We start from the raw sequence: 14,805 nt of genomic DNA, 5'->3' as shown, positions 1-14,805 counted from the left end.
CCACTGACTTAACTGATTACATTCGCGAGACTGATAATGCTCGCGTGGCTCTACGCAGAGTTCAGGACCGCAACTTTACCGATAGGGAGTGGCAGAAAATTATTGACTTTATCAAAGGTGGCTACGATGAGGCTTATCCAAATTTCACGCGCAATAAATCCTGCGTTTAGTTACCAATCAGCTAGCGCTAGGTTTAATCACAGAGAGACTCTGCTTCGAGGCAACAGCAACCCGATTACCTTTTCCATCAGTTCTTCCTGTTCCATGCCCTGCCATAAAGGGACTTGGCATCTCGGTCGAGCTCGATGACAGTGTTTTGCTCAACTATTTCCATGACACGATCGGTGTAGCGGCTAGCGCGATCAAAGGCAAGAAATACTGCAATCACGCCTGCTACATCCAGCACCGCTACGGCACCAGGGGTGGCAAGCCATGACCCTGATCAATACCGAGGCTCGCACCAGAGCAACCTTGAATATCGCCCGGCAGCTCCTAACACAAGGGCACATAACTCAGGACGAATACCAGGCTGTTGAGCGCCGTCTGGTTGCGAAGTATTCAGCGAAGATTAGCGGCCTGAATCTGCCCAAACCGACTTGATACAAACCGGCTTCTAGGGCTGTATGTACATGACCAATCGACCTACTAGTTTCAGGAGTTTTCACCCTGATTAGCACCATTTTTGAGCTACCACGCCAAGTGGCCAAACCTGCCTTTATCCGGGTTGCTGCCTACGCGCGGGTGAGCACCGAAAGCGACAAACAGCTCCACTCTTACTCAGCTCAGGTATTTCACTATCAAGAACTGATCCGGTCCCGGCCAGGCTGGCAGTTCGCAGGCATCTACACCGACCACGGCATCAGCGGAACATCAACCCTCAAACGCGACGGCTTCAATAGCATGATGACTGCAGCCCGAACAGGCGAGATAGACCTGATCTTGACCAAAAGCATCAGCCGTTTCGCCCGCAACACCGTTGACCTACTCGCTTATGTTCGAGAGCTGAAAGCCCTAGGCGTTACAGTACAGTTCGAGCGTGAAAACATCGACACCTCCACTATGGACGGTGAAATCCTGCTGACCCTGCTGGCATCATTTGCTCAGGCTGAAAGCGAAACCAACAGTGATGCAGTCAAGTGGGCAGTGAGGAAGAAATATCAAGAAGGCTACGGGCATTCCTACTATGTGCTCGGTTATCAAACAGTCGGCCGTAAATTGCTCGTGGTCCCGGATAAAGCCGAAATAGTGCGCAGGCTCTACACTTCCTACCTTGAGGGCATCAGCCCAGAAACGGTCTGCCGACAACTGAAAGCAGAAGGCAAACTACCCACCAGCCGGGGAATGAAAGTAAACGAAAAGAAGGTGCGCCCTATTCTTGAGAACCCAATCTATACGGGGATGATCATCGGCCAGAAATATTTTGTACCTACAGTCGGTGGCTCAGCAAAACTCAACGAGGGCGAGCATCCACAGTATGTGGTTGAGGGGCATCACGAGCCAATTATTGAGCAGGAACTATTCGATGCGGTTCAGGCAGAAATCAAGTGCCGCCGCAAGGCAGGCCACCTAACCCTTGCCCCAACCTTGGGCACAACGGCCTTAACCCACAGGGTTGTGTGCAGTAAGTGTGGCAGGTGCTACCACCGCAGAACCAAGTACCGTAAAAACATGAGTTACAAGTATTGGCGGTGCGAACTTGCCACCCGCGGCAAAGGGAACCCCTGCAAAGCCCACCAAATCCGAGAGGTACTCCTGCACAAGAAAATCCTCAACACACTCGAGCTTGAAAAGTGGGACGATGCCGCATTACTTGAAGTAATAGACCACATCGTCATTACCCCAGAAGGTCAGATACAGATTCATTTGAAGAACGGAAACGTGAAGCAAGCAGAGTTTGGAGGAGCACAGTAATGGCACGCAAAGTCACCACCATCCCAGCCACGCGAACTATCACAGGTGCACCGGTGACCACGTTGGCTAAACGCCGTGTCGCTGGCTATGCTCGCGTTTCTACCAACGACGAAGATCAAGCCAACTCCTACCAAGCACAAATCGACTACTACACCCAGTACATAAACGGCCGAACCGACTGGGAAATGGTCGATGTGTACACAGACGAAGGAATCAGTGGTACGAGCACCGCTCGCTGTCAAGGTTTCCAACGCATGATCGCTGATGCGCTTACAGGCAAAATTGACCTGATTGTGACCAAAAGCGTCAGCCGTTTCGCCCGTAACACTGTTGACTCGCTCACTACGGTTCGCGCTTTGAAAGACAAGGGCGTAGAGGTCTATTTCGAGAAAGAAAACATCTGGACGCTTGATTCCAAAGGCGAACTGCTCATCACAATTATGAGTTCGCTGGCGCAGGAAGAATCGCGCTCTATCAGTGAAAACGTCACCTGGGGTAAGCGTAAAGCCTTCAAGGACGGCAAGGTTCACCTCCCGTTTAGCTCAGTGATTGGTTTCTGCAAAGGCGCAGATGGCGGTATCGCGATTGATCCTCAAACAGCACCCATCGTGGAACGCATCTACCGCGAATTCATCGAAGGAGCATCACCCTTGCAGATTGCTAAAGGCTTAACAGCTGATGGCATCCCCACCCCTCGCGGCGCTAAAAAATGGCAGACCTCTACTGTTCGCTCAATCCTGAGCAACGAGAAATACAAGGGTGATGCACTATTGCAAAAGAAGTTTACCGCTGACTTCCTCACCAAGAAACTGGTCAAAAACGAGGGGCAGGTGCCGCAATATTATGTGGAAGGCAACCACCCGGCGATCATCGACCCTGAAGTGTGGGAGGCAGCCCAGCACGTTGCTGCCACCACTGCCATCACTGGCAGGCATGACCGCACTTTCTCAAGGATGGTTTTCTGCGAGCATTGCGGAGGTTTGTATGGGGCTAAAACCTGGCATTCAACCAGTAAATATAAGCGAGTCGTCTGGAAATGCAATGACCGCTACGAGGTAGCGCATCCAGGCAAAACACCCACTATCACCGACGAGAAACTACAGGCCGCGTGGCTTGAAGCAGTTGCAGATTTGGTGAAGCGGAAGAGCCTGATCGACTGGGACGAACTCCACGCCATCCTTGCAGAGACCAATAGTGTCGAGGTGGAAATCCTGAACTTGCAGGGCGAGCTGGAAATCATCACCGGACTAATGACAAAAGCGAGCGAAGACAACAAGCGGATCCAACAAGACCAGACAGAATACCTCGCCCGCTTCGCTCAGCTGGAAGAACGCTACCAGCACACCGTCACCAAACTGGATGAAGCACAGGCTTTGCTGGCCCGCAGGCAAGGGGTTGCAACCGAGCTGAAGCAAATGCGCAAAGCCCTCAACGGACTAAAGCCGGGCGCCTTAGTTTGGGATGAACCGCTCTTTCGGATCATCACCGAAAAGTTCACGATCACCATGGACGGCAGCGTAAAGATCGAATTCAAGAACGGTATCTAGCGAACAAGCCAGCCGACCAGAAACTATTCAGGCCACCATTCCCATCATGGGGTGGTGGCCTTTTTGCTGCCTGAATCGCGACTAGACCCAGTGGGTGTTAAACCCGTATCATCAGCGACACCACACTCAACACAAATGTCTAGAAATATCTCTGACCAGGTCTTTCAGAGCTTCGTTGTGGGGTGAGACGCTGGAAATGAAAAAGAACTACCTTCGTGCATTTGTATCACAAAGGTAGTCCTAATAGTGGAGCTAACGGGATTCGAACCCGTGACCTCTTCCATGCCATGGAAGCGCGCTACCATCTGCGCCATAGCCCCTAAAGCTCTTTAATTCTACACTTCCCTACCGTAAACTTCCAAATCTACGCTCATCGACTTTTAGGTTTAGTATTTTTGAAAACTACGGGAGTCAAGTTGCTGTATGTTTTCAGGTATAGAAGTGGAATCTTCGTGGAAACGGCCAAACTTTAAGCGCAGAAAATCGGTTTATGGATAATTTTTCAAAAAATATCCATAAACCGGACGATTTTAAGCTAAAGCTAAAGCTAAACCATTTATGGGCTTTTTCGAAAAAATGTCCACAAACACTGTAAAAGTTACGATTCCAGCACAGGATTATTGCCAAAGTTCAACTCAAGACGCAGGGAGTATGTTCAAACACCTGAGCGCAAAGACTCCCCTATAAACAGCAGAAAGCGCCTGCGGAAAGAACACGAAAAGTGTTTCAATCCGCAGGCGCCTATTGCCAAACAACTTACTTCAAGCCAGTATGTGACAGGCCCTCAATAACGCGTCGTTGCAGCAAGATGAACATAATCAGCACAGGCGCAACTGCCATTACGGAAGCTGCCATCATTACTGAGTAGTCAGTTGCGGTTCGTCCCGCGAAGGTTGCGATACCAACAGACAATGGCATGGAGTGATCCTGAGTGGTCACAATCAGTGGCCAGAGCAGGTCATTCCAAGACCACAGTACCGTGGTGATTGCTACTGCTGAAAGTGCCGGAGTTGCCAGTGGCAGCATAACTTTCCAGAAAATCTGGAAAGAGTTAGCACCGTCTAAACGAGCTGCTTCTTCAAACTCACGTGGGAGGCTAACGAAGAACTGTCGCATCAGGAAGGTGCCGAATGCTGAGAAGAAACCTGGCAGTACGATACCCCAAGGAGTTTCTAGCAACCCCAGTCCAGAAATGATTTCGTACTGTGGTAGCAGGTAAACCTGGGATGGAATCATCAAGATAGAGAGGACGATACCCAACAGCAGTGCGCGTCCAGGGAATACCATGCGTGCGAAAGCGTAGCCCGCCAGGGAGCATAGCACCAGCTGCACGACGGTGCGCAGTACGGTAATCAGGATAGATACCCAGAACTGGCTGAGGAACGGGATGGTTGCGAATACGTCCGCATAGTTGTGCCATTGTAGTTCTGCTGGCCAGAAAGTGGGTGGGACTGATTGGATTTCCGCGTTTGTCATTAGCGACATGATTAGCTGCCAGATGAATGGGAAGACCATGAGTACGCCACCGCCCAGAAGGATTATGTGTACCCACAGGTCCTTGTAGACAGGGCGCGTGGTTTCTTTCGCTACGGGAGTTTTCTTTTTACCGAATAGCTTAGACATAGTTCACCCACTTCTTTTGTCCCCAGAATTGGATTGCCGTGACGACTGCTACGAATAGCAGAATCATAATGGCGATTGCTGCGCCTGCACCGCGGTTGTTATTTACGAATGCTTGTTCATAGAACAGGTACACGATGGTGCGGGTGTGTGGCAGGGCTGGGGATCGGGATGAGATCAGTACGAAGAGCGTGTCGAATACTTGGAAGCCGCCGATTGCTTGGATTACGGTGAGGAAGAAAATCGAGGGCGTGAGTAGTGGCACGGTGATTGAGAAGAACTGGCGGGAGTGTGAAGCTCCGTCTAGTTCTGCTGCTTCGTAGAGTTCTTTTGGAATGGATTTCAGACCGGCTGAAATGATGATCATGTTGAAGCCGATGGATGTCCACAGACCGAGGATTGCTACTGCGAAGAGTGCGAATCCGGGAGTGGATAGCCAGTATGGTGGGTTTTCTACGCCGATGGAACGGAGGAAGTAGTTGAGGATACCGTAGTCACCGTTGTAGATCATGCGCCAGACGATGGAGATTGCGGCTGGCATGGCCACGTATGGCATGAAATAGAGGGTGCGGTAGAAGCTCGCGTATTTCAGTCCGGGGCGAGAAATCAGGGCTGCGAGGAATACGGAGATGGGGATTCCCAGCAGCAGGATTCCCGTGTAGGTGAGGGTATTTACGAGGGCGCCTGAGAATGAGTCGTCTTCAAAAATACGGGTGTAGTTGTTCAGGCCAACAAACTTCGCGTTATTGCCGAAAGGCGATACTTGGTGGAGAGAGATCCAGAAGTTTTGGAAGATTGGCCAGAGGTAGAAGACAGCTACACCAGTTAGCAGTGGCAGGGTGAATAGCCACGGCCATATGCCGTCTTTGTTTTTAACTGGTTTACGTCCTTTAGTCGACTCAGGGCGGGCATCGACCCGATGCCCGCCCTGGGTGAGAGTCGAATCAGACGCGCCAGCGTGGCTTGTCTGAGTCATTGGTTTACTCCTGACTGAGTGCTTCGTTCATCTTGTCTGCCATGTTCTTTGCAGACTGTTCGATTGGTTCTTGACCGCCGAAGCCTGGTGCCAGCAGTTCAGCTTCCAGACCTGCCCATGCAGAGGTGTTGTTGGATACTGGGTATGGTACGCCGAAGTCCTTTGCACCATCAGTGTAGGCTGCTAGGTTCCATTCTGGGTGGGAGGAAAGGAACTTTTCCTGTGCGCCGTTGAAGGCTGGGAGGGTGACACCAGCTTCGCCTTCAATGTGTGCGGCTTCCTTGGTGGACAGCCACTTAACGAATGCAGCTGCTGCTTCTGGGTTCTTAGAAGTCTTTGCTACTACGTTTGCTAGACCGTGGATTACGGTACCTTCTTTTTCACCTGCTGGTAGTTGTACCAGGTTCAGGGCTGCTGGGTTTGCAGCGTCTTCTGCGTAGCGGGTGGTATTCCAAGTACCGGCGTAGATCATTGCTACCTTGCCAGAGACGAACAGGTCATTAGGGTTGGTGTCGGACATGATCTGTAGGCTTGGGATTGATCCGTCTGCGATCATATCGGACCAGAACTTCAGACCTTCAATGGACTTTGGATCATCGTAGCCAGACTTTCCATCCTTGATTACGTAGCCACCTGCTTGAACCATGGTGTTGTAGAAGGCTTCCTGACCACCAGAAAGGTCAGCTGCCAGACCGTAAATGCCATCTGCCTTGAGGTTGTCGGAAATGGTCTTAGCTGCCTTGTGTAGGTCTTCCCACTTCCAGTCATCGGTTGGTACTTCTACGCCTGCTTTCTTGAACAGGTCAGAGTTGTACCATAGGGCGATGGTGTCGAAGTCTTTTGGTACACCGTAGTGCTTGCCGTCTACTGAGTAGAGGTCTACCAGGGACTGTGGGAAGTTATTCCATTCAATGCCTAGGTCATCGAGGGATGCAAGCTGGTCATTTGCACCGTAGAGCTTGATGTTTGGACCGTTCATCCAGAATACGTCTGGCAGGTTACCGCCGTCTGCCTGAGTCTTGAGCTTAGTCCAGTACTGCTTGTATGGGGTAAGCGCGATGGTAACTTTAATATTTGGGTATTCTTTATTGAATTCCGCAATGGATTTTTCAATGAATGGCTGCTGGTTTTCGTCCCACAGGGCGTAGGTGATTTCAGCTTTAGTGTCTTTATCAACGGTTCCGGTAGCGCCTTCGGTGGCGCCTCCACCACAAGCGGACAGTACCATGGCGCTAATTGCGATTGCGCCTGCAGCTAAACTACGAAGTTTCATTTTTACTCCTCTTTGAGATTTTGGTTAGCGAACCTGATGACCCTTGAAGTAGTTAGCTACTTCAACGTCAACTTGTGGGATCTGTGTTGGTACAGAACCGTTGCGTAGAGATTCGGTTGCTGCGATACCCGTAGCTACTGAGTCACGTGCGCTGAGAGGGTTAGTGTCCGTTGGACCGCCCTCGGTAATGAACTTCATGAACTCGCCAACTGTCAGACGATCCGCGTCGCCGTGGCCACCGGCGTCGCCGACGATTGGGAATTCTCTGTCACCGCCTGCTCGCCAGTCGGAGCGTTGGTTCCATAGTTTGATGACGCCACCTTCGGAGTCACCAAAGTTTTCGATACGGCCCTCATCACCAATAATGGTGTAGTTACGCCAATAATCTGGGGTGAAGTGGCACTGCTGGTAGGAGCCGAGCACACCAGAGTCCATGCGCATCAGCATCATGGAGATGTCTTCTACGTCGATTACTGGGTTAAGGCCTCGCTGCTTTGCTGGTGGGTAGATGCTCATGTCGAACCAGTCGCTCATCAGAGCAGCGGAGTTATCTGCACGGTCACTAATCTTGTCATAGATCATCAGGTCACCCATTGCGGTTACTTCGCGGGTTTGTGAGCCTGCCAGCCAGTGCATTACATCAATGTCGTGGGCACCTTTTTGCAGTAGCAGACCGGTACCGTGTTCACGGGTTGCGTGCCAGTCTTTGAAGTAGTAGTCACCGCCGTGCCCAACGAAGTGGCGGGTCCAGATTGCTTTTACGTTGCCGATGGCGCCTTTTTGAATGAGTTCGTGCATTTGACGCACGACGTTCATGTGGCGCATGTTGTGGCCGACGTACAGTTTAGTACCAGTCTCATAGGCGGTGCTTAGCACGCGATCTGCAGAGTCAATGGTGATGGCGATTGGCTTTTCCAGGTAGACTGGAACGCCAGCTTCCAGCAGTTCACAGGTAATGTCCGCGTGGGTATCGTCTGGAGAGGTTACGAATGCAGCGTCAATACCATGTGCGATTGCTTCAGTGGTGGTGTGGACTAAGTCAATGCCCTCCCCTAGCTTTTGCGCTAAACGCTTGGGACCTTCCGGTGAGGGGTCAGCTGCCACTGTGATTGTGCCACCAAATTCTTTAGCGTGGAGAGCCAGCTTGGAACGTGCGCCGACTCCAATCACGCCGATACGGATATCGCTCATTTGCATACCTCGCAAGGTTTTCATATCGTTTCGAGTCCGCGTCTATGCGGATTCCTGCTGCGCTCACGAAGCCTTTGTATGACTTCGTTCACAAAACAACAATAGCACCGCCTTGAGCAATTCGGTATAGAAAATGAGAATTTCGCTCAATAAAATTCAATTTTCCCTATTCTAGGGCGGAAATTGAGCTAACAAAGATGTTCAAACTTTGAGATTATGCATGCGCGTTGTACTCCACCACACGCCACCCCGGAGCCCTGCGGGTCGGCTCTAAAACCGCCCAATGACAGTTATCCAAACCATGGAACCCCGCCCAAGTAGACGGATCCAACCCCAGCAAAGCCACAACTCCCTGAGTCAGCGTAGAACCATGCGCCACGACTGCCACAGTCCCCTCCGGATACTCTGCACGCAACAGTGTGACTGCTTCAACAACACGCTGCCCCACAGCTGCTCGAAGCTCTACCCCAGCACTCACAGCATCGCCCGTATTACGCCACTGTTCAAAAGCAGATTCTAACTCTGTACCACGTAACTCCGCCTCATTTTTCCCCTCAAACTCACCGAAAAAACGCTCACGGAAACGCACATCTACCTGCACCGGCAAACTAGTTACCTCAGCTAATGCAGACGCCGTATCGAACGCCCTCGACAAATCGGAAGAAAAAATGGCCGCCAACGGAAGCTTCCCCAACACCTCAGCCATCTGCTGAGCCTGCTGGCGACCAACCTCGTTAAGCGGCACATCCGACTGCCCTTGGAAACGCTTCTGCACATTCAGTTCCGTCTGACCATGACGAATCAAAACCAGCTTGAACCCCATTCTCAATTCCTCTCAGAAACGTGGCCACAACAGTCTAAATCAGCGAGGAGTAACCTCAATCGGAACCTCTGGAGCATCTGCCCACAAGCGTTCCAACGCATAAAACTCACGCTTCTCATCCAACATCACATGGACAATCACATCGCGGCAGTCCACCAAAATCCAAGAAGCTTCGTCCTTGCCTTCCATCTTTGCGCGCTTATGACCATGCTTAATAAGCTCATCCACGATTTCATTAGCAATCGCATTAACCTGACGTGGAGACTCCGCGGAAACCACCAGGAAAACATCGGTGAAAGGCATGCGGTCAGTTACTTCCAGCGCTACTGGATTAATCCCCAGCTTTGCTTCAGAAGCTGCCACTGCAATATCTAAAATCTCTCGAGCCTGAGCTGAAATAGCCAAAATAAAACCCTAATTCTTGTATAAACCGTACTTGTTAATCCACTGCACTACCCCATCCGGCACCAGGTACCAAACAGGTTTACCTTCCCGTACTCGCGCACGGCAGTCCGAGGAAGAAATCGCCATTGCCGGCACTTCAAGTAAAGAAACCGCATTCTTCGGCAAACCTGAAGCATCCAGCTTATGACCCGGACGAGTCACGCCAATGAAATGAGCCATTTCAAAAAGCTTATCTGAGTCTTTCCAAGACACAATCTGCTGCAGTGCATCCGCCCCCGTGATAAAGAATAAATCTGCATCAGGACGCTGCTGATGAATATCTCGCAGCGTATCAATCGTGTAGGTAGTTCCTCCCCGATCAATATCAACGCGAGACACTGTAAAACGATTATTAGATGCCGTAGCAATTACCGTCATCAAATAACGGTGTTCTGCGGAAGTAACTTTACGTCCTGCTTTAAACGGCTGCATCTGGGTGGGCACGAAAACCACTTGATCCAGATTGAAAACGCTCATAGCTTCAGACGCCGCCACCAAGTGACCGTGGTGAATCGGGTCAAAAGTGCCACCCATAATCCCAATAGACGGGCGTGGCTTATTAGCTACGGGAACTACAGCATCCATTTTTCGCCTTAGTAGTCGTTTGGATCCGTCCAGACGCCCTGCATGCGTTCAGTCCAGAGTTCTTCACGTGCAGCAGCTTTCGCATCCATATTCTCGTGGTAGCGGGCTTTCTTTTCCTTACGGGTAGCACGACCGCTTTCTTCGAAACGCAGATCGGAACCACGAGGCCCCAGCAGTTCGGCACCAGTTTGCATAGTTGGTTCCCAGTCAAAAATGACACCGCTTTCAACTGGGCCAATAACCACTGGGTCACCTGGCAGTGCTCCAGCCTTCATCAGCTCTTCTTCTACACCTGCATTCGCCAGGCGGTCAGCCAAATAGCCCACTGCTTCATTATTTGCGAAGTCAGTTTGGCGTACCCAGCGTTCAGGGCGGCGACCCCGGACTTCGTAAACGGTTTCGCCATTAAATTTAACGGCGCGCACAGAAATCTGCGTATCGTCGCCCAGCAGTTCGCCAATTCCCCGAGGGCGGATAATCTGTGTTTCCGTTTCAAGCTGAGGTAGTTGTGCGCGGTGTGCAGCTACCATTTCTGCCAAAGCAAAGGAGAGTTCCTTTAAGCCCTCGCGAGAAACCGCAGAAACTTCAAATACTGGCCAGCCGTATTCTTCCAGTTCAAGACGCTGTAGTTCAGCCATTTCCTTACCGTCTGGTACGTCAACCTTATTGATTACGATGACACGTGGGCGCTGCCCTAGAGGAACATAGCCTTCCAGTTCACCCAGATCAGACTTGTACTGAGCTAATTCAGTTTCAATAATCTTCAAGTCAGATGCTGGATCACGTTCTGGTTCAAAAGTGGCTGCGTCCAAAACGTGTACGATAACCGCACAGCGTTCAATATGGCGGAGGAACTCTAAGCCCAGACCGCGACCTTGAGAAGCCCCTTCAATCAAACCCGGTACATCTGCGATGGTATAGCGTTCATCACCAGCCTGTACCACACCCAAGTTAGGAACCAGAGTAGTAAATGGGTAGTCAGCAATCTTTGGGCGGGCTGCTGACATGGCTGCAATCAGTGATGATTTACCTGCTGAAGGGAAACCAACCAGCGCGATATCCGCAACTGATTTGAGTTCGAGTACGATATCGCGTTCTTCACCTGGTTCACCCAGCAGCGCGAAGCCTGGGGCTTTACGCTTCTTAGATGCCAGTGCTGCGTTGCCCAGGCCGCCACGACCGCCCTCGGCAACAATGAACTGAGTACCAACGCCAGTTAAGTCTGCTAAGACGTTACCCTTGGTGTCTTTAACTACGGTTCCTTCTGGAACTGGCAGGATGATGTTGGCACCATTCTTACCGTCACCGTGGTCACCGGAACCCGGAACCCCGTTTTCAGCCTTCTGGTGGGGCGCACGGTGGTAGTTTAGAAGCGTGGTAGTCTGTTCGCTTACTTCAAGGATGACGTTGCCACCATTACCGCCGTTACCGCCGTCTGGACCGCCCAGTGGCTTGAACTTTTCACGGTGGATAGATGCGCATCCATGTCCACCTTTACCGCCTGCGACGTGCAGGGTGACGGTATCTACGAATGATGGCACGATTATTCTCCTCAAATACTTTTCTTGAATATAACTTGAGGGTGAACGGTCACCCATTCACCCTCAAACAAGTTTCAAACGTCTATCAGGCGTTTGCTGCCTCGATAACGTTAACTACTCGACGATCACGCTTGGTGGAGAATTCAACATCACCAGCAACTAGCGCGAACAGAGTATCATCCTTGCCACGACCAACGTTTTCACCTGCGTGGTAGCGGGTGCCACGCTGACGAACCAGGATTTCTCCAGCCTTTACAAACTGACCACCGAAACGCTTCACGCCCAGGCGCTGTGCGTTGGAGTCACGACCGTTCTTGGAAGAACCAAGACCCTTCTTAGAAGCCATTTCCAGCCCTTTCTGTATTTAGAAACTAGACCGCGAATCAGGCGATACCGGTGACCTTGATCTTCGTCAAAGCCTGACGGTGACCCTGGCGCTTACGGTAGCCGGTCTTGTTCTTGTACTTAATGATCGAAATCTTTGGACCCTTGGTAGGAGCGACGATCTCAGCAGTAACCTTTACGTTTGCGAGTTCAGACGCTACAGAGGTGACCTTGTCACCGTCGACCACCATCAGGGGCTGGAGTTCGACGGTTTCGCCGATTTCTCCTGCCAACTTGTCGACGACGACGACATCACCGACGGACACCTTCTCCTGTCGGCCGCCGGCCTTGACAATCGCGTAGACCACGTTGTTGCTCGTTTCTTTTCGATTACAAATAATTCATTACATAGATTACCGGATTTTTCCCGCTAATCCACTACCCAGACCACGAAAAATCCAAATAGAGACATAGACCTCATTTGCTTCGCTATCTGAAGTATTTTCGTGCGCCTCATCAAAAACGCACCGACTGCCTACATTACGCTAATTAGGCAGTAAATATCAAACTACAGGCAGGTAGTTTTCACACATTTTGGTGTGCAATACACCACCTGCAGTCTGACACAGCTTCATATCTAGTTATTTTCTGCGGAAACCACCGGATTCGCAACTGCCACCCGACGAGATTTCTTCACCGGACGTTCAGGCAAATCAGCCGTTGTCACCTCAGCAACCGGACGTGCAATCACCACCGGAGCCACCACTACCGGCTCAGAAACAACCTGTGGCTGCCCCGCAGCAACAGACACCGCACGTCGTGCACCGCGATGCTTCGGAGCGCGCTGCGCCCCCACAGAAGTCTCAGCAGTGAATACAGTTTCTTTACCGGAAACAACCGGTTCAGCAACTACAGTAGATTCACCGGCCCCTACTTCGGCTTCCCCAGATTTACGTTCAGCCTTTGCATCTAAAACGCTGCCGATACTATCAAGCAAAGCTTCTGCATCGTCCAACATCTGGTTCCGTGCCTGCTTATTCCGGCGATCCTTCAGACCGCGACGGCCCCGCTCATTCTTAGTGCGCTTTTGTGGAAGCTCAACCTTATCAGTGGAAACATCTGCCTTATCACCCTCGGAATGATTATCATTTTTTTCTTCCGACGCATGCGCAGAAGCCGCAGCCGCCGCAATCGCAGAAAGCGCAGAACGCACTTCCTCATGCTTCGCCTCAGCTTCAGGATCCACCACCGTCTCAGGCTGTACTTGACGTAATGTCTTTGGCATGATCGCATGCCCAGTGTGATCACGTTCCACCGGATTCTGATGAACGATAAAGCCACGCCCGTCACAGCATTCGCAAGGCGTTGAGAAAGCCTCAACCAACCCCTCGCCCACACGCTTACGAGTCATCTGCACCAAACCCAAAGAAGTAATTTCAGTAACCTGATGACGCGTACGGTCGCGACCTAAACATTCGACCAACCGACGCAACACTAAATCGCGATTAGACTCCAACACCATATCGACAAAGTCGATCACAACAATACCACCGATATCACGCAGGCGAAGTTGACGCACAATTTCTTCAGCCGCTTCCAAGTTATTCTTAGTCACGGTTTCTTCCAACGTGCCACCAGAACCAATGAACTTACCGGTATTGACGTCAATAACCGTCATTGCTTCAGTACGGTCGATAACCAAAGAACCACCAGAAGGTAACCAAACCTTACGATCCATCCCTTTAGTTAGTTGTTCGTCAATACGGTGAACAGTAAAAACATCTTCCTTATTCACCCAGCGACGCAGACGGTCACGTAAATCTGGTGCAAGTTCATCAACATATTCCTGCACTGTCTGCCAAGTTTCCTCACCCTGAACGGTAAGGCTCTGGAAGTCCTCAGTGAAAACGTCACGGACTACGCGCACAGCCAACTCAGGCTCAGAACGCAACAAGACAGGAACTTTCTGAGTCTTCTTCTGCTTCTTCTCAATTTCTTCCCACTGAGCTTGCAGACGAGTCACATCGTCGCGAAGCTGTTCTTCGGTAGCACCCTCAGCGGCCGTGCGAACGATTACGCCGTAGTCTTTAGGCACAATCTTAGAAAGCAGTTTCTTCAAACGGGTACGCTCACGCTCGGGCAACTTCCTGGAAATACCCGTCATCTGACCTGCTGGAACTAGAACCAGGTAGCGTCCCGCCAGAGTAATCTGCGAAGTTAGGCGCGCTCCCTTATGCCCGATAGGGTCCTTAGTTACCTGCACCAATACAGTGTCACCAGACTTCAAAGCCTGTTCAATTCGACGAGGGCGGCCAGCTAAACCTACTGCTTCCCAGTTAACTTCACCGGCGTAAAGCACCGCGTTGCGCCCTTTACCTAAGTCAACGAAAGCAGCTTCCATGGACGGGAGCACATTCTGAACGCGACCCAGATAAATATTACCAACCATAGTTTGCTGGGTACGACGAGCTACATAATGCTCCACCAGCAAACCATCTTCCAAGACCGCAATCTGGTTCAAACCATTCTGTTCGCGCACAATCATTTCACGTTTTACAGATTCTCGGCGA

The 14,805-nt window shown here is 51.1% G+C and carries 14 protein-coding genes and 1 tRNA gene; 3 read left to right on the top strand and 12 right to left on the bottom strand.

Going from position 1 to position 14,805, the window contains the following annotated elements:
* Positions 1-432: 432 nt before the first annotated feature.
* From HMPREF0044_RS08440 to HMPREF0044_RS07590, 3 genes are all read left to right on the top strand, one after another.
* Positions 433-600 (top strand): SHOCT domain-containing protein, encoded by a 168-nt coding sequence (locus HMPREF0044_RS08440; RefSeq protein WP_006547551.1) that lies wholly within the window; start codon positions 433-435, stop codon positions 598-600.
* A gap of 99 nt (positions 601-699) precedes the next feature.
* Positions 700-1,911 (top strand): recombinase family protein, encoded by a 1,212-nt coding sequence (locus HMPREF0044_RS07595; RefSeq protein ID WP_006547550.1) that lies wholly within the window; start codon positions 700-702, stop codon positions 1,909-1,911.
* Complete coding sequence (locus HMPREF0044_RS07590; protein ID WP_006547549.1) at positions 1,911-3,458, top strand: recombinase family protein; 1,548 nt, start codon at positions 1,911-1,913, stop codon at positions 3,456-3,458. Before HMPREF0044_RS07595 ends, HMPREF0044_RS07590 begins: the two co-directional genes overlap by 1 nt.
* 247 nt (positions 3,459-3,705) lie before the next feature.
* On the opposite strand, the gene HMPREF0044_RS07585 is transcribed toward HMPREF0044_RS07590, so the two are convergent.
* The 12 genes from HMPREF0044_RS07585 to HMPREF0044_RS07530 form a co-directional block, all read right to left on the bottom strand.
* Positions 3,706-3,778 (bottom strand) — tRNA-Ala (locus HMPREF0044_RS07585).
* A gap of 436 nt (positions 3,779-4,214) precedes the next feature.
* Complete coding sequence (locus tag HMPREF0044_RS07580; protein WP_006547548.1) at positions 4,215-5,081, bottom strand: carbohydrate ABC transporter permease; 867 nt, start codon at positions 5,079-5,081, stop codon at positions 4,215-4,217.
* The gene (locus HMPREF0044_RS07575; RefSeq protein ID WP_006547547.1) at positions 5,074-6,054 is read right to left on the bottom strand and encodes a carbohydrate ABC transporter permease; all 981 of its coding nucleotides are present in this window, start codon (positions 6,052-6,054) and stop codon (positions 5,074-5,076) included. The genes HMPREF0044_RS07580 and HMPREF0044_RS07575 overlap by 8 nt, the downstream gene beginning before the upstream one ends.
* A 4-nt stretch (positions 6,055-6,058) precedes the next feature.
* Positions 6,059-7,327, bottom strand: coding sequence for an ABC transporter substrate-binding protein (locus tag HMPREF0044_RS07570; protein WP_006547546.1), 1,269 nt, complete (start codon positions 7,325-7,327; stop codon positions 6,059-6,061).
* Positions 7,328-7,351: 24 nt separating this feature from the next.
* The gene (locus HMPREF0044_RS07565; protein WP_141553886.1) at positions 7,352-8,524 is read right to left on the bottom strand and encodes a Gfo/Idh/MocA family protein; all 1,173 of its coding nucleotides are present in this window, start codon (positions 8,522-8,524) and stop codon (positions 7,352-7,354) included.
* Between the two features lie 208 nt (positions 8,525-8,732).
* Complete coding sequence (locus HMPREF0044_RS07560) at positions 8,733-9,341, bottom strand: histidine phosphatase family protein (protein ID WP_006547544.1); 609 nt, start codon at positions 9,339-9,341, stop codon at positions 8,733-8,735.
* Between the two features lie 39 nt (positions 9,342-9,380).
* Positions 9,381-9,746 (bottom strand): ribosome silencing factor, encoded by a 366-nt coding sequence (rsfS, locus tag HMPREF0044_RS07555; protein WP_006547543.1) that lies wholly within the window; start codon positions 9,744-9,746, stop codon positions 9,381-9,383.
* A gap of 9 nt (positions 9,747-9,755) precedes the next feature.
* Positions 9,756-10,370: a nicotinate-nucleotide adenylyltransferase gene (nadD, locus tag HMPREF0044_RS07550; protein ID WP_006547542.1), complete on the bottom strand. Its 615-nt coding sequence runs from the start codon at positions 10,368-10,370 to the stop codon at positions 9,756-9,758.
* An 8-nt stretch (positions 10,371-10,378) separates the two neighbouring features.
* Positions 10,379-11,911: a GTPase ObgE gene (obgE, locus tag HMPREF0044_RS07545; RefSeq protein WP_040313247.1), complete on the bottom strand. Its 1,533-nt coding sequence runs from the start codon at positions 11,909-11,911 to the stop codon at positions 10,379-10,381.
* Between the two features lie 85 nt (positions 11,912-11,996).
* Positions 11,997-12,257, bottom strand: coding sequence for a 50S ribosomal protein L27 (gene rpmA, locus HMPREF0044_RS07540; RefSeq protein WP_006547540.1), 261 nt, complete (start codon positions 12,255-12,257; stop codon positions 11,997-11,999).
* A gap of 37 nt (positions 12,258-12,294) precedes the next feature.
* Positions 12,295-12,603 carry a 50S ribosomal protein L21 gene (gene rplU, locus HMPREF0044_RS07535; RefSeq protein WP_006547539.1) on the bottom strand — a complete coding sequence of 103 codons (309 nt, stop codon included), beginning with the start codon at positions 12,601-12,603 and terminating at the stop codon, positions 12,295-12,297.
* A 269-nt stretch (positions 12,604-12,872) separates the two neighbouring features.
* A complete protein-coding gene (locus HMPREF0044_RS07530; RefSeq protein WP_425357253.1) occupies positions 12,873-14,780 on the bottom strand; it encodes an Rne/Rng family ribonuclease in 1,908 nt (635 codons plus the stop codon).
* Positions 14,781-14,805: the final 25 nt, after the last annotated feature.

Source organism: Gleimia coleocanis DSM 15436, from assembly GCF_000159015.1.
GTDB lineage: Bacteria > Actinomycetota > Actinomycetes > Actinomycetales > Actinomycetaceae > Gleimia > Gleimia coleocanis.
This window is presented reverse-complemented; position numbering and strand designations above follow the sequence as displayed.

Excerpts from the sequence above, each read along its gene's own strand:
- HMPREF0044_RS08440 (WP_006547551.1), top strand. The coding sequence starts at position 433 with ATGACCCTGATCAATACCGAGGCTCGCACCAGAGCAACCTTGAATATC.
- HMPREF0044_RS07565 (WP_141553886.1), bottom strand. The coding sequence starts at position 8,524 with ATGCAAATGAGCGATATCCGTATCGGCGTGATTGGAGTCGGCGCACGT.
- rpmA (WP_006547540.1), bottom strand. The coding sequence starts at position 12,257 with ATGGCTTCTAAGAAGGGTCTTGGTTCTTCCAAGAACGGTCGTGACTCC.
- HMPREF0044_RS07590 (WP_006547549.1), top strand. The coding sequence starts at position 1,911 with ATGGCACGCAAAGTCACCACCATCCCAGCCACGCGAACTATCACAGGT.
- HMPREF0044_RS07580 (WP_006547548.1), bottom strand. The coding sequence starts at position 5,081 with ATGTCTAAGCTATTCGGTAAAAAGAAAACTCCCGTAGCGAAAGAAACC.
- HMPREF0044_RS07530 (WP_425357253.1), bottom strand. The coding sequence starts at position 14,780 with ATGATTGTGCGCGAACAGAATGGTTTGAACCAGATTGCGGTCTTGGAA.
- HMPREF0044_RS07570 (WP_006547546.1), bottom strand. The coding sequence starts at position 7,327 with ATGAAACTTCGTAGTTTAGCTGCAGGCGCAATCGCAATTAGCGCCATG.
- HMPREF0044_RS07575 (WP_006547547.1), bottom strand. The coding sequence starts at position 6,054 with ATGACTCAGACAAGCCACGCTGGCGCGTCTGATTCGACTCTCACCCAG.
- nadD (WP_006547542.1), bottom strand. The coding sequence starts at position 10,370 with ATGGATGCTGTAGTTCCCGTAGCTAATAAGCCACGCCCGTCTATTGGG.
- HMPREF0044_RS07560 (WP_006547544.1), bottom strand. The coding sequence starts at position 9,341 with ATGGGGTTCAAGCTGGTTTTGATTCGTCATGGTCAGACGGAACTGAAT.